Origin of the sequence: Kribbella solani (assembly GCF_014205295.1) — a bacterium.
Lineage (GTDB): Bacteria > Actinomycetota > Actinomycetes > Propionibacteriales > Kribbellaceae > Kribbella > Kribbella solani.
In genome coordinates this window covers 4,037,931-4,050,893 of sequence record NZ_JACHNF010000001.1, presented here as the reverse complement: position 1 = coordinate 4,050,893, position 12,963 = coordinate 4,037,931, and the positions used below count along the sequence as shown (strand labels likewise).

Genomic DNA, 12,963 nt, shown 5'->3' with positions numbered 1-12,963 from the left:
AGAATCATTAGGAAGGTTTCCTAATAGTTCCGGCGAACCTAGTGCTCATCGCGGAGGGTTGTCAACCATTCACGCGGTGTCGCGGTCCGGCCAAGCGGCCTTCAGCGTCGCGAGCGTGACCGCGATCGCCGGGCGGCGCGAGGTGGTGGTCCGCCAGACCGCATACAACCGGCGGCTCGGGGCGGGCTGCAACGGCAGGGCAACGACGCCATCCGGGACCGGGCCGCGCCCGAGCCGGGGGAGCAGGCCGATGCCGATCCCGCGCGCCAGCATTGCCAGCTGGGTCTGGTACTCGGCGACCGAGTACCGCACGTCGGGCTCGACGCCGGCCCGGCGCATCGTCCGGATCAGCCATTCGTGACAGATCGAGCCGACCGGCTGGCAGATCCAGCGCTCGCCGACCAGGTCCTCCGCGCGTACGAACTCCTTGCCGGCCAGCCGATGCGAGGCCGGTACCAGTACGTCGGCCGGATCGACCCCGACCTTCACCCGGGACAGGCCCTCCGGCAGGCCGAGCGGCGTGTTCTGCCAGTCATGCACGATCGCGATGTCGGTCTCACCACGGTTGACCGCGGCAACGGCTTCGAACGGATCGGTCTCGGTCACCCGTACGTCCAGCCCTTCGTGGTCGTCGATCAGCCGCGTCAGTGCCGACGGCAACAAACCCCGCGCCGCGGTCGGGAACGCCGCGATCCGGAGCGTCCCGATCGCCTGTCCACGCTGCTCTTCCAGGGTCAGCTCGGCGTCCTCGACCAGCTCCAGAATCCGCGCCGCGGTCGCCGCCAGCTGGGTCGCCGCGTCGGTGAGCACGATCCCGCGTCCCTGCCGCTCGATCAGCGTGGTCCGCGTCTCGCGCTCCAGTTTGGTCAGCTGCTGCGACACCGCGGACGGCGTGTACCCGAGCACTTCGGCCGCGCGGTTGACCGAACCGTACTGTGCGACCGCGTGCAGTGCGCGCAGCCGGCCGAGATCGATCATGTAGCACTCCTACATTGATAGCGATAGTAATCGGTGCTGGTCCTTAAGTGTACGCCCGTCGACACTGGTCCGTATGAAGCCTCGTGACCTGCTCCTCGCGCTCGCCGCCGTAACCGTCTGGGGCATCAACTTCGTCGTCATCGAGGTCGGCCTGGAGGGCGTGCCGCCGTTGCTGCTGTCGGCTTTGCGCTTCTTCTTCGCCGCCGTACCGGCCATCTTCTTGCTCGGCAAACCACGAGTGCCCTGGCGGTACGTCGTCGGCGTCGGGCTGGCGCTCGGCGTGGCGAAGTTCGGCCTGCTCTTCATCGCGATGGACCACGGCGTACCGGCCGGGCTGGCGTCGCTCGTCCTGCAATGCCAGGTGATCTTCACGGTGCTCTTCGCGATCGTCGTACTGCGCGAACGCCCGCGACCGGTGCAACTCCTCGGCATCGTGATCGCGTGCGTGGGGATCGTGCTGATCGTGCTGGACCGGAAACTGTCCGCGCCGCTCGGTGCGCTCCTGCTGGTGATCGTGGCCGGCGCGTGCTGGGGCGTGTCGAACACGATCACCCGGTACGCGAAGCCGTCGGACACGCTGCGGTTCATGGTGTGGGTGAGCGCGGTCGCCGTCGTACCGCTGCTGATTCTGTCGCTGATCACGGAAGGGCCGCGCGCCGACCTGGACGCGCTGCGCGGGATCGACCTGAGCGGTGTCGGCGCGATCGCTTTCCTGGCCTTCGCGGCAACGCTGTTCGGCTTCGGGATCTGGGGCTATCTGCTGCGCCAGTACGACGCCAGCACCGTCGCGCCGTTCTCCCTGCTCGTACCGGTCGTCGGGATGTCGGCGGCCTGGGTACTGCGCGGCGAGGCGGTCGGTCCGCAGCAGGCGATCGCGTCGGTGCTGGTGATCGGCGGGATGGCGTGCACGATCATCCGGCGGCCGCGGGTGGTCACTCGTACGGATTCACGGGTGCGGCAACCGGTGTGACGGTCTCGACGGTGAGAGCGGCGACATCACCGTCGGCGCGCTTGCTCGGCTCGGCCCACTTGCCGGTGACCGTCACCCATTGGTTCTTCGGCGGCGCGGCCTGGCCGCGGGCCTCGACCATGAACGCCGTACCGTCCGCGACGCAACAGGTCAGGCCGATGCGGGTCACGTACCAGACGCCGTTCTTCGCCGGCGTGACGAAGCCGGTGAGCTGGAACGATCGGCCCTGCATGCGCTGCTTCTCCCACACCGCCCAGACCGCGTAGTCGCGGACGGTCAGCGGCGTCGGCGCGTACGAGGCCTCGCCCAGCCAGGACGAATTGGACTTTGGCTCAACAGGTTTGACTGGCTTCGCCGCGACCGGGGACTGCCTTTGCGCGGCGTCGGCGCCGAGCGCGGGCGGATCGACGACCAGCAAGGCGAACACCGGTATCAGTAGCAGCCAAGCAGCGCGGGGCAGGCCGTGATGACCGGTCCCGGCCCTGCGAGTCTCGGAAAGAACGTCGATCACCGCGAGCGCGATCAGGACGATCCCGGCCGCGATCAGCATCCAGCGCATGCCGGGTTTCACGTACCGCAGGTAGGTCCCGGAGATCGCGAGCTGCAGCAGCGCGGCCCCGACGAACACGATCACCAGCCCGGCGACGTTCCGCTTCACAGCAACCACCATCCGACCAGAAGGCTTGCCAGCAAGGCGATCGCGAAGGTCGCGGGCGCGAACCGGATCGCGAACTTCGGCCCGAACGTCCCGGTCTGCAAGGCGATCAGCTTCACGTCCACGATCGGCCCGACCACCATGAACGCGAGCCGCGCGGTCAGTGAGAACTGCGTCAGGCTCGCCGCCACGAACGCGTCCGCCTCGGAGCAGATCGCGAGCAGAACGGCGAGCAGCCCGAGGATCAGTACGGACAGCAGGAGGCTTCCGGCGACGTGGTCGAGCCAAGTCCGCGGGACGACCACGTTCAGCGTGGCCGCGGCCGCCGCGCCGACGACGAGGAAGCCGCCCGCGTGCAGGAAGTCGTGCAGCATCGCGGACCGGAACGTCTCCAGCCGGCCGGCGTCGTGCGCGTGCCGATTCTTCGGCAGCTTCAGCCACGAACTGCCCTTGCCGGTCAGCAACCACAGCCAGCCCAGCACCATCGACACCCCGAGCGAGGTCACGGCCCGCGCGACCACGACCTTCGGCTGGCCGGGGAAGGCGACCGCGGTCGAAGCCAGCACGACCGGGTTGATCGCCGGCGCGGACAGCAGGAACGCGATCGCCGCGGCCGGTGTCACGCCACGGTTCATCAAGGCGGCCGAGACCGGTACGGACGCGCATTCGCACCCAGGCAGTACGACACCGGACGCGCTCGCCACCGGTACCGCGAGCGCCGGGTGCTTCGGGAGTGCCTTGGCGAAGAACGAGGCTGGTACGAACGCGGTCAGCGCGGCCGAGAGGAGTACGCCGAGCACCAGGAACGGCATCGCCTGGACGGTGACGCCGACGAACATCGTCGCCCAGGTGCGTACGCCGTCCGCGCTGAACCAGCCGGTGAAGAGCCGGCGCCCGAACAAGGCCAGGCCGACCAGCAGTACCAGCGTGGTGGTGAACGCGATCGAAGACCCGGACGAGGTCTCCTGCTTCGCCGTCGTCATGGCCGGAATGCTGGCAGAAACCGCGTGGAAATGAAAATCAGCGTCAACCCGCCGCCGACTCCACCACCCACCCCAAACCGGTTCGGGGAGCGACGCTCCACCCGCCCCAAACCGGTTTGGGGCGGCCTGCCTACCCGGAACGGGCTGTTGGGCTCCCCAAACCGGTTTGGGGCGGGGCGAGGGTCCGGATCGTGGCAGGCTGGGGGTATGGACGCCGACGTGGTGCGCGCAGTCAACGACCTGACCTCCCGCTGGGTTCGGAGCCTGCCCGCGGGCAGCAGCGTGGTGTCCGGGCTCGGGCTCTGGCCGTTGCTCGCCCTGCTGGCGACCGGCGCGGACGAGCCGGGCCGCTCGGAGCTTTCCGCCGCGGCCGGCGTCGACCCCACCACCGCCGCGACGGATGCGGTCCGCCTGATCGAGTCGATCGAGGCGTCCGCCGATCTGCAGGCAGCGCTGGGCGTCTGGGTGAACGAGAACCTCAAGCTGGCCGAGACGTTCGACAGCGTGATGCCCGCGCCGCTGGTCGGCGTGCTCACCGGAAACCCGGTGGTGGACAAGCCGAAGCTCGACGCCTGGGCCGCCGAGCACACCGATGATCTGATCCGCGAACTGCCGCTGGAGCTCGATCAGAACATCCAGCTGGTACTGGCGTCGGCGCTGCTGCTGCGTACGACCTGGATGCACGAATTCGCCGAGCAGATCCGCCGTGTCCCCGACGGCCCGTGGGCCGGTTCATGGCACTGGCTGGAACGAACCACGCCGGAACTCGCGAGCATCGAACACGCATCCGCCAACCTCACGGTTGCCACGGTCGCGGGCGATGCCGACGTCGACGTACTGCTCGGAATCGGGCAACCGGAGACCGCCCGGGCCGACGTACTCACCGGCTTGCTCGACGCCTTGGCGCAACCGGGCAACGGAGTCTCCGGTGCGGCGTTGATCGAGCAGGGTGACGTAGGTGCGGAGGTCGCGCCCGGCGTGCGGATCGGGCAGACGACCAGCTCGCGACCGGAGGTGAAGTTGTCGCTGCCGTCGTTCAGTGTCGAGGCCGAGCACGATCTGCTCGCGTCGCGGGAGCTGTTCGGGCTGAACGCGGTGACGTCGAACCCCGGCGAGCGCGGGCACTTCAGCGCCCTCAGCCCGACCGCGCTGCGGCTCGGGCAGGCGAAGCAGAAGGTGCTCGCCCGGTTTTTCGCGACTGGGTTCGAAGCCGCGGCGGTGACGGCGATGGCGATGACCCGCGCCGCGATGGTCAGCCGGAAGCAGCGCCGGCTCGAGGTGACGCTCGATCGGCCGTTCGCGTTCGCCGCCGTACTGCGCGAGTCGCGGTTGCCGATCGTGGCCGGCTGGATCGAGCGGCCGACCGAACCGGGAGCATAGACGCCTACCGAACCGGGGGCGTAAGACGCCTACCTGACCGGGAGCGTGAACAGCCGGGTGAGCAGCGCGGATGCCTCGTCGACACCCGCCTGATCCCCGGTCAGCAGCAGGTCGAAGAGCAGTCCGCGCGACGCGGCCAGGCCCAGGCGCGCGTACGCGGGCGCGGCGTCGGCCGGGATGCCGGCGCGGATGCACAGGTCGATCAGCGGCGGCAGCCAGACGTTGATCAGGTCGGCCTTGAGCGGCTCCGTGTACGGGAGGTCCTGCATCGCGTGGGCGCTCAACTCGAAGAACAACGGCCCGTACACGAGGGCGGACTCGCTCACCCGGCGCCAGAATCGTTCGCTCTGCTCGGCGATCGGGAGATCTGTCGCCAGCACGTCGGCCAGCAGGTCGCGTTGCTGCTGCTCGACCGTCCGTACCACTTCGGCGAGCAGACCCTCGCGGGAGCCGAAGTGGTAGATCAGCATTCGATGACTGGTACCGATCGACGACGCGATACTCCGCAGACTCGCGTCCCCGACCCCGTTCGCCGTGAAATGCCCAACTGCCTCAGCCAGCAGACTCTCGCGACTCAACCACGTCCTCGCTTCGCTCCGGCCGCGGCTGAGCCGCGGTCACGCTGTGTTCTCGGAGCGAACTCGCTCCGCTCCTTCACTCGCATGCCTCCTTCAGCCTCTCGGTCTCCGTGGTGATGTAGCTCATCGTGAGTTTGGCGTACAGCCGGCCGACCAGCCAGCTGAGCGGGCCCTCCTGGATCAGGGTGGCGGTCGCGACCGTGCCGTCCGGCGTACTGATCACCCGGTGGCCGCCCGTGGTGGTGACACCCGGGGCCTTGGAGACCCACTCGAAGTACTGCCCGTCCTCGAACTTGGTCACCTCCCAGACCGCGACCGGGAGCTTGGGCTGCCGGAGCCGGGTCTTGGCGCCGAGGTGCAGCCGGCCCGCGTCCAGCCGCTCGACGGACTCGACCGTCGGGGTCCAGTCGGGCCACCGCTCGACGTTGCTGAAGATCTCCCAGACCCGCTCGGGCGAGGCCTGGATCGTGGTGGAGTGATCGAAGCGCATGTACCAAATGGTACATCAGCAGTTGGTACGGCTTCGGCGGGCGGTCGGCTCGCGGATACCCACGGCAGGTAAGGTCTTGGGCCATGGCTGACCAGAACAACGTGGAGAACGAGCAGGACCCGGGCGCGAACACCCAGATGTTCCGCGCCTTCGTCAACGAGGCACAGACCGAGGCCAAGTCCGAACCCAAACTCAACGGCCGCATCCTCGCCGTCATCGGCGCCGTCGTGATCCTGATCGCCGTCATCGCCGCGATCGCAGTCCTCTGACCCACCGCTGACGTCCGCGCTGACCCGCCGCTGACCTCGTCGCCGCGCAGGCGAAGGCGCGGCCGGTCCGAGCCGCCGACCCCGCGGCAGCACATCTTCACCCCTGGCGCCAGCCTCGCGCCCCAACTCTGTCACGAACTGCGATCGCCCTGGCCACTCGCGGCTCCGGCGATCACGGGCAGCACGGCGACGTACGCCGCTGTCCTACCCGGCGTGGACCTGGTGCTGGCGGCCACCAAGGACGGCTTCAGCTACAACCTGGTCGTCAAGACCCGCGAGGCGGCCGCGAACCCGGCGCTGCGCAGCGTGAACTTCCCGGTGACCACGCGGAACCTGGAGCTGCGTACCACGCAACCCGGCCGGCCCGCGTACGTCGACCGATCCGGGCGGCAGGTGCTGACCGTCGGTGAGGCACTGATGTGGGACTCGGCCGGGGCGAGCAGCAAGGCCAAGGCGAGCGTCGCGGCCGCCGTCGGCGAAGGCCCTTCGGGGAAGGCGAAACGGTCGCTGATGCAGTTCGGCGGTACCCGCGCCGGATCGTCCGGTCGTTCTTCATGTTCGACACCAGGGCGTTCACCAACCAGAAGATCTTCAAGGCCTCGTTGCGGACCGCGGCGATGACGGCGGCGGCACCAACAACGACAACGGCGGCCACCACAAGGAGAAGAAGAAGGGCGGCGTCGGCGGCTGGGTCAAGAAACGCGTCAACGACGTCAAGGACAAGGTCGACGAGGCCCACGACTGGGCCAAGGGCCACGCTTCCGAAATCGGCCAAGCCGTCGCCATCACCGTCGCCGTAGTCGGCGTAGCCGCCTTCTGTGGCGCCACCGTCGGCATCGGCTGCCTGATCGCCGCCGGCGCCGCAACCGGCGCCGCCGGCAGCGCGATGGGCATCGGCGCCGGCGCGGCGGCTTCGAGTGTCGGCAAGGCCCTGCTCGGGAAGTCCACGAGCGGAGCCGCGTCCACCACCCGCACCCTCTTCCGAGGCGATACCCGTGGACCCGGCAAGCTGTTCACGCCAGAGGGCTTCGTGGCCAAAGGCGGCGAGGCCGGCTATCGGGACTACGTGTTCGGCAAGGGTGACGGCAACTGGGTGTCGACGTCGAGATCCGAAAGGATCGCTAAAGACTTCTCTGCGACGGATCCGAACAGCCGCCGTGGCTGGGTCTACGAGATTGCCGACCCCGGTAATGGCATCGATCCGCGCCGTGTCACCCCACGGTTTCCGCGGTTTCTCCGCGGCGAGAAGGAGATCAGTTTCAAAGGCAGCATCCCCGGCAGTTACGTTAAGTCCGCGCGGCCGACCAAGTGGGGAGAATGGGATGGGCCGGCTGTCAAGAATCCAGGTTTCGGTGGTGGTGGATGAGCGAGCAGGACGAGTATCACGTCGTGAACCCGGTCGTCGTCTGCACCGACGGCGTCGAGACGACCTGGTCGCTGGACCGTCGGGCGGATCAGGAGTCGCAATGGACGCTGGTCCTCGCTGCTCCGGACGGGTCGGCCTGGACCGAGGCCGTGCAGGGTCTGTGGAACACGTTCTTGGATCTCCGCCGTCAGATCGAACCGCTTGGCTACCGGCTGTGCTGCGCCGGCGCAAGGATCGACGCGATCATGCGGAAGGCCCGCGACCGGAACAACGACGAGGTCTATCTTTTGACCCGTCGTACTCTCCTGGGTGTTCAGCACAGAGCCTGGATGTTCGATTACGCGCCACCGAACACAACGGGGACAGTCGAACAACAAGAAGCCCGGTACGACCGGTACCTCGGCACGCGCTGGTGGCGGGCCCTGCTTCCCGGTGACCCCGTCGGTTGAGCCTTGCGGACCTGGAGCTGGGATGAAGGGTGCGTTTTTGATTTCGGTTGGTGAAGGCTTCTTTTCGGAGATTGTGGAGAGCTTCGTTGCCGAGGGTGCGGATTACACCGCGGAATTCGGGGCCAGGTCCAGCTGACGGATGGTGCCGGGCGGCCGTTGGGAAGACCGGGGGACGATGCTGCGGTTGGACGAGCCGCGGCAGGGGAGCTGACTGGTGTGGCCTTGATTGAGTTGACGACGTACAACATCGCTGCGCCGGTGAGCGGTGACGATTATGGCGAGCTGCTGCGGGTGCTGTCGCCGGTTGCGGCCGACTTCGGGTTGATTGTTCAGGTTCCGTTCGCGGCCCTGCACGAGTCGGCCCGGAAAGTGCTTGAACGGCTCGGCGGGCACCTGATCGAAGCCATGGACACGCAGGCCTGGCCAGGATCTCAGATCGTCGGCCGGACAACCGTCGAAAGGTTCTTGTTCCGGCTCGACTCCGACTCGCTGGAGGTGTTGGTGTCCTCGGCCTCGAGCCTGTATGACTGGGTGAACCCAAGGCTGCCTGAAGATTTGCACTTCTTGCGGTCGGATGGGTCGGTGGTGCTCGGAACGGTAGCCCAGGAAGACGACGCGTGGCTGCAGTTGACCCCGGCGGAGTACGAGCGGATCGCGGCAGGGATACCTCGGGGAGTTGTCCTGCGGCCGGCCTAGTCACTCGGGCCCTGGTCGGACCAGGCCGGTGCGACGTTCGTCGAGGGAGGCGTCGACACGCTCGTACTGAACTACGGCCTTGCGCTGACGTTGAGAAGCCTGAGCCTCACCGTGGATTCTGTCCGTTGACTCCTTCCGGGGTGCGGATGGAGGATGAGTGCTCGGCTACTTGGGGAGGTTCTGGTGGCGGAGGTTGTGCGGGCCGCGCTTGTTCAGACGTCTTGGACGGGTGACAAGGAGTCCATGGTCAAGGCGCACGAGGAGTACGCGCGGTCGGCGGCCGCGCAGGGCGCCAAGGTGATCTGCTTTCAGGAGTTGTTCTACGGGCCGTACTTCTGTCAGCAGCAGGACGCCGAGTATTACGAGTACGCCGAGTCCGTACCCGGGCCGACGACCGAGCGGTTCGCGGCGCTGGCGCGGGAGCTCGGGATGGTGATGGTGCTGCCGGTGTACGAGCAGGAGCAGCCGGGCGTGCTGTACAACACCGCCGCCGTGATAGATGCCGACGGCACCTACCTGGGGAAGTACCGGAAGCACCACATCCCACAGGTGAAGGGGTTCTGGGAGAAGTTCTACTTCCGGCCGGGCAACCTCGGGTACCCGGTGTTCGACACCGCGGTCGGCCGGATCGGCGTGTACATCTGTTACGACCGCCACTTCCCGGAGGGCTGGCGGGCGCTCGGGCTGGCCGGCGCGAAGATCGTGTTCAACCCGTCCGCGACCAGCCGCGGCCTCTCGGCGTACCTGTGGAAGCTGGAACAGCCCGCGAGCGCGGTCGCGAACGAGTACTTCATCGGCGCGATCAACCGGGTCGGGATCGAGTCCGAGTTCGGCGACAACGACTTCTACGGGACGTCGTACTTCGTCGACCCGGAGGGCAAGTTCGTCGGCGAGGTCGGCGATGACCACAATCCGGAACTGATTGTCCGCGACCTGGACCTCGGGCTGCTGGACACGGTCCGGGACCGCTGGCAGTTCTACCGCGACCGCCGCCCGGACGCGTACGGAGACCTCACCAAGCCGTAGCCGCGGCCCGAGCCGTAAGGGGACAGCATGTCTTTGCTGGTCAAAGGTGGAACCGTCGTCGGACCGACCGGGACCAGGGTCGCCGACGTACTGGTCGAGGGCGAGAAGATCGTCGCCGTACTCGACCCGTCGTACACCCCGCGGATCACCGTGAACGAGGTGATCGATGCCGCCGGCAAGTATGTGATTCCGGGCGGGATCGACGCACACACGCACATGGAGATGCCGTTCGGTGGTACCTCGGCCAGCGACACGTTCGACACCGGCACCCGCGCCGCGGCGTACGGCGGCACCACCACGATCATCGACTTCGCCATCCAGCGCACCGGCGAGGTCGTACAGGACGGTCTCGCGGCCTGGCACGCGAAGACCGCGGGCGAGTGCCACATCGACTATGCGTTCCACATGATCCTCGGCGGCGTCGACGCCGACGCGCTGAAGGCGATGGACCGACTCGTTGCCGACGAGGGCATCACCAGCTTCAAGCTGTTCATGGCGTACCCGGGGGTGTTCTACTCCGACGACGGCCAGATCCTGCGCGCGATGCAGGCCGCCCGCGAGAACGGCGCGCTGATCATGATGCACGCGGAGAACGGGATCGCCATCGACGTACTCGTCCAGCAGGCGCTGGAACGCGGCGAGACCGACCCGATCTACCACGGCATCACCCGCCCGGCCGCGCTCGAGGCGGAGGCGACGAACCGGGCGATCGCGCTGGCCGAGGTGGCTCAGGACTGCCCGCTGTACATCGTGCACCTGTCCGCGAGTCAGGCGCTGGCGAAGGTCGCCGAGGCCCGCGACCAGGGCCGGAACGTGTTCGCCGAGACCTGCCCGCAGTACCTGTACCTGACGCTGGAGGACCAGCTCGGCGCGCCCGGGTTCGAAGGCGCGAAGTGGGTTTGCTCGACGCCGCTGCGGAGCAAACACGAGTCGCATCAGCGGGACCTGTGGAAAGGGCTGCGGAACAACGATCTCGCGATCGTGTCCACCGACCACTGCCCGTTCTGCATGAAGGACCAGAAGGAGCTCGGCCTGGGCGACTTCTCGAAGATCCCGAACGGGATCGGCGGCGTCGAGCACCGGGTCGATCTGGTATTCCAGGGCGTGGTCGACGGCCAGTTGTCACTGGAGCGCTGGGTCGAGACGATCGCGACCACACCGGCGCGGATGTTCGGCCTGTACCCGCGGAAGGGGATCGTGCAGCCGGGATCGGACGCGGACCTGGTCATCTACGACCCGAACGGCGCGACCCGGATCGGTACCGCGACGCACCACATGAACATGGACTACTCCGCGTACGAAGGGGTCGAGATCAAGGGCCGGGTCGGTACGGTGATCTCCCGCGGCGAGGTGATCGTGGCCGACGGCAACTACCACGGCCGGAAGGGTCGCGGTAAGTTCCTCGAACGCGGCCTGTCGTCTTATCTGATTTAGGTTGGGTCTGATGGTCACACGCCTACTGCGCGGCACTCGGCACGGCACCTCGCCGCCCTGGAGCAAAGGCCACGATGGAACCGCATCGAGGCCTTCACTCCAGGACGGCGAGCTACCGCACCGAGCACCTGCTCGCTACGGCGTGTGACCATCAGACCCAACCTGGAGGGAGACCAATGGACTTCGGTGTGGTGTTCCAGTGTGATCCGCCGGCGTCCGCGGTGGTGGAGCTGGCGCGGAAGGCGGAGGACGCCGGGTTCGGGTACGTGTGGACGTTCGACTCGCATCTGCTCTGGCAGGAGCCGTTCGTGATCTACACCCAGATCCTGGCCAGTACGCAGCGGGTGATCGTCGGGCCGATGGTGACGAACCCTGGGACGCGGGACTGGACCGTGATCGCGTCCCAGTTCGCGACCCTGAACGAGATGTTCGGCCCGCGGACGATCTGCGGGATCGGTCGCGGCGACTCGGCGTTGCGTACGCTCGGCGCGCAACCGGGCACGGTCGACGAGTTGGAACAGTGCGTCGAGGTAGTGCGTGGGCTCGCGCGTGGCGAGAGCGTTTCGTACCGCGGGCAACAGCTGAAGTTCCCGTGGATCGAGAACGGCGCGCTGGATGTCTGGGTCGCCGCGTACGGGCCACGTGCTTTGAAGGCGACCGGTGAAGTCGGCGACGGGTACATCCTGCAATTGGCCGACCCGGATATCGCGGCGTGGATGATCGCGGCAGTACGAAGGTCCGCGGAGCAGGCCGGGCGGGATCCGATGGCGATCAAGTTCTGCGTGGCGGCGCCCGCGTACGTCGGTGATGACGTGGCGCATCAGCGTGAGCAGACGCGCTGGTTCGGCGGGATGGTCGGGAACCACGTCGCGGACATCGTCGCCCGGTACGGGGCGTCCGGGGCGGTGCCGCGGGCGCTGACCGAGTACATCGAGGGACGGAAAGGGTACGACTACGCCGAGCATGGTCGGGCGGGGAACACACACACAGATTTCGTGCCGGACGAGGTCGTGGACCGGTTCTGCATTCTTGGTCCGGTCGAGAACCACTTGGCACGTCTGACCGAGCTCAAGGAGCTCGGGGTGGACCAGTTCGCCCTGTACCTACAACACGACGCCAAGGAGAAAACCCTCGCCGCATACGGGAAGAACGTGCTGCCGGCGCTGCAATAACCGCCGGAAACACAGCCCACGACGAAGCCGGTCATAGAGTCGGTTATGGGGCCCAGCGGTAGGCGCCGGGGAGTAGGTCGGTGGCGAGGACGGAGCGGGGGCCGTCGGGGGTGGGGAGGATGACGCGGATGGTGGGGTGGTAGTCGACCAGGACCTGACGGTCGCGGCCGCACGGGCCGACCACGCCACGGCCTTCGTTGCCTACAGCCACGATTGTGGTGAGCTCACGGGCACCGTCGGCGCGGGCCCGGCCGAGAGCCACCAGCTCGGCGCAGGGGCCGCCGGTGAAGTGGTACAGGTTGATGCCGGCGTACATCCGGCCGTCGGCGCCGCGGACCGCGGCGCCCATCGTGTACACGCCGTCCGGTCCGTCGGTATTCGCATCAACCGTCTGCCGCGCGAGCTCGATCAGCTCCCGGTCATCATCAGTCAACGGATCCATACTCAACATGTCGCCAACTCTCCCACACCACCCACGAAGCGGCCGGTCGACCAGCCGGTACATCAGCCGGTCGAC

The 12,963-nt window shown here is 67.6% G+C and carries 16 protein-coding genes; 10 read left to right on the top strand and 6 right to left on the bottom strand.

Features of this window, described 5'->3' with window-relative positions; translation table 11 throughout:
- Positions 1-69: 69 nt before the first annotated feature.
- Complete coding sequence (locus HDA44_RS18420) at positions 70-978, bottom strand: LysR family transcriptional regulator (RefSeq protein ID WP_184836047.1); 909 nt, start codon at positions 976-978, stop codon at positions 70-72.
- Positions 979-1,051: 73 nt separating this feature from the next.
- Here HDA44_RS18420 and HDA44_RS18415 point away from each other — a divergent pair, with 73 nt between their 5' ends.
- The gene (locus tag HDA44_RS18415) at positions 1,052-1,948 is read left to right on the top strand and encodes an EamA family transporter (protein WP_184836045.1); all 897 of its coding nucleotides are present in this window, start codon (positions 1,052-1,054) and stop codon (positions 1,946-1,948) included.
- On the opposite strand, the gene HDA44_RS18410 is transcribed toward HDA44_RS18415, so the two are convergent.
- Complete coding sequence (locus HDA44_RS18410) at positions 1,911-2,606, bottom strand: TIGR03943 family putative permease subunit (RefSeq protein WP_337906106.1); 696 nt, start codon at positions 2,604-2,606, stop codon at positions 1,911-1,913. The genes HDA44_RS18415 and HDA44_RS18410 overlap by 38 nt on opposite strands.
- Positions 2,603-3,586, bottom strand: a complete 984-nt coding sequence (locus HDA44_RS18405; RefSeq protein ID WP_184836040.1) for a permease — start codon at positions 3,584-3,586, stop codon at positions 2,603-2,605. The genes HDA44_RS18410 and HDA44_RS18405 overlap by 4 nt, the downstream gene beginning before the upstream one ends.
- A 207-nt stretch (positions 3,587-3,793) precedes the next feature.
- Here HDA44_RS18405 and HDA44_RS18400 point away from each other — a divergent pair, with 207 nt between their 5' ends.
- Positions 3,794-4,966: a serpin family protein gene (locus HDA44_RS18400; protein WP_184836038.1), complete on the top strand. Its 1,173-nt coding sequence runs from the start codon at positions 3,794-3,796 to the stop codon at positions 4,964-4,966.
- Between the two features lie 29 nt (positions 4,967-4,995).
- Here the strand turns inward: HDA44_RS18400 and HDA44_RS18395 are convergent, their stop codons facing one another.
- Positions 4,996-5,544 carry a TetR/AcrR family transcriptional regulator gene (locus tag HDA44_RS18395; RefSeq protein WP_184836036.1) on the bottom strand — a complete coding sequence of 183 codons (549 nt, stop codon included), beginning with the start codon at positions 5,542-5,544 and terminating at the stop codon, positions 4,996-4,998.
- Between the two features lie 76 nt (positions 5,545-5,620).
- Complete coding sequence (locus tag HDA44_RS18390; protein WP_184836034.1) at positions 5,621-6,034, bottom strand: SRPBCC family protein; 414 nt, start codon at positions 6,032-6,034, stop codon at positions 5,621-5,623.
- 83 nt (positions 6,035-6,117) lie between these two features.
- Between HDA44_RS18390 and HDA44_RS18385 the strand changes: the two genes are divergently transcribed.
- The 8 genes from HDA44_RS18385 to HDA44_RS18350 all read left to right on the top strand — a co-directional run bounded on the left by HDA44_RS18385 (position 6,118) and on the right by HDA44_RS18350 (position 12,446).
- Positions 6,118-6,303: a hypothetical protein gene (locus HDA44_RS18385; protein ID WP_184836032.1), complete on the top strand. Its 186-nt coding sequence runs from the start codon at positions 6,118-6,120 to the stop codon at positions 6,301-6,303.
- 213 nt (positions 6,304-6,516) lie between these two features.
- Positions 6,517-6,924 carry a hypothetical protein gene (locus HDA44_RS18380; protein WP_184836030.1) on the top strand — a complete coding sequence of 136 codons (408 nt, stop codon included), beginning with the start codon at positions 6,517-6,519 and terminating at the stop codon, positions 6,922-6,924.
- 265 nt (positions 6,925-7,189) lie between these two features.
- Positions 7,190-7,669 (top strand): scabin-related ADP-ribosyltransferase, encoded by a 480-nt coding sequence (locus HDA44_RS18375; protein WP_184836028.1) that lies wholly within the window; start codon positions 7,190-7,192, stop codon positions 7,667-7,669.
- The gene (locus tag HDA44_RS18370; protein WP_184836026.1) at positions 7,666-8,118 is read left to right on the top strand and encodes a hypothetical protein; all 453 of its coding nucleotides are present in this window, start codon (positions 7,666-7,668) and stop codon (positions 8,116-8,118) included. The genes HDA44_RS18375 and HDA44_RS18370 overlap by 4 nt, the downstream gene beginning before the upstream one ends.
- Positions 8,119-8,334: 216 nt before the next feature.
- The gene (locus tag HDA44_RS18365) at positions 8,335-8,814 is read left to right on the top strand and encodes a hypothetical protein (RefSeq protein WP_184836024.1); all 480 of its coding nucleotides are present in this window, start codon (positions 8,335-8,337) and stop codon (positions 8,812-8,814) included.
- Positions 8,815-8,997: 183 nt separating this feature from the next.
- The gene (locus tag HDA44_RS18360) at positions 8,998-9,840 is read left to right on the top strand and encodes a nitrilase-related carbon-nitrogen hydrolase (RefSeq protein WP_319039123.1); all 843 of its coding nucleotides are present in this window, start codon (positions 8,998-9,000) and stop codon (positions 9,838-9,840) included.
- A gap of 27 nt (positions 9,841-9,867) precedes the next feature.
- Positions 9,868-11,274 carry a dihydropyrimidinase gene (gene hydA, locus HDA44_RS18355; RefSeq protein ID WP_184836020.1) on the top strand — a complete coding sequence of 469 codons (1,407 nt, stop codon included), beginning with the start codon at positions 9,868-9,870 and terminating at the stop codon, positions 11,272-11,274.
- Positions 11,275-11,450: 176 nt separating this feature from the next.
- Positions 11,451-12,446 carry a TIGR03842 family LLM class F420-dependent oxidoreductase gene (locus tag HDA44_RS18350; RefSeq protein ID WP_184836018.1) on the top strand — a complete coding sequence of 332 codons (996 nt, stop codon included), beginning with the start codon at positions 11,451-11,453 and terminating at the stop codon, positions 12,444-12,446.
- 43 nt (positions 12,447-12,489) lie between these two features.
- Here HDA44_RS18350 and HDA44_RS18345 read toward each other — a convergent pair whose 3' ends face one another.
- On the bottom strand, positions 12,490-12,888 hold the full coding sequence (locus HDA44_RS18345) for a cytidine deaminase family protein (RefSeq protein WP_238353147.1): 399 nt from the start codon (positions 12,886-12,888) through the stop codon (positions 12,490-12,492).
- Between the last annotated feature and the right edge of the window lie 75 nt (positions 12,889-12,963).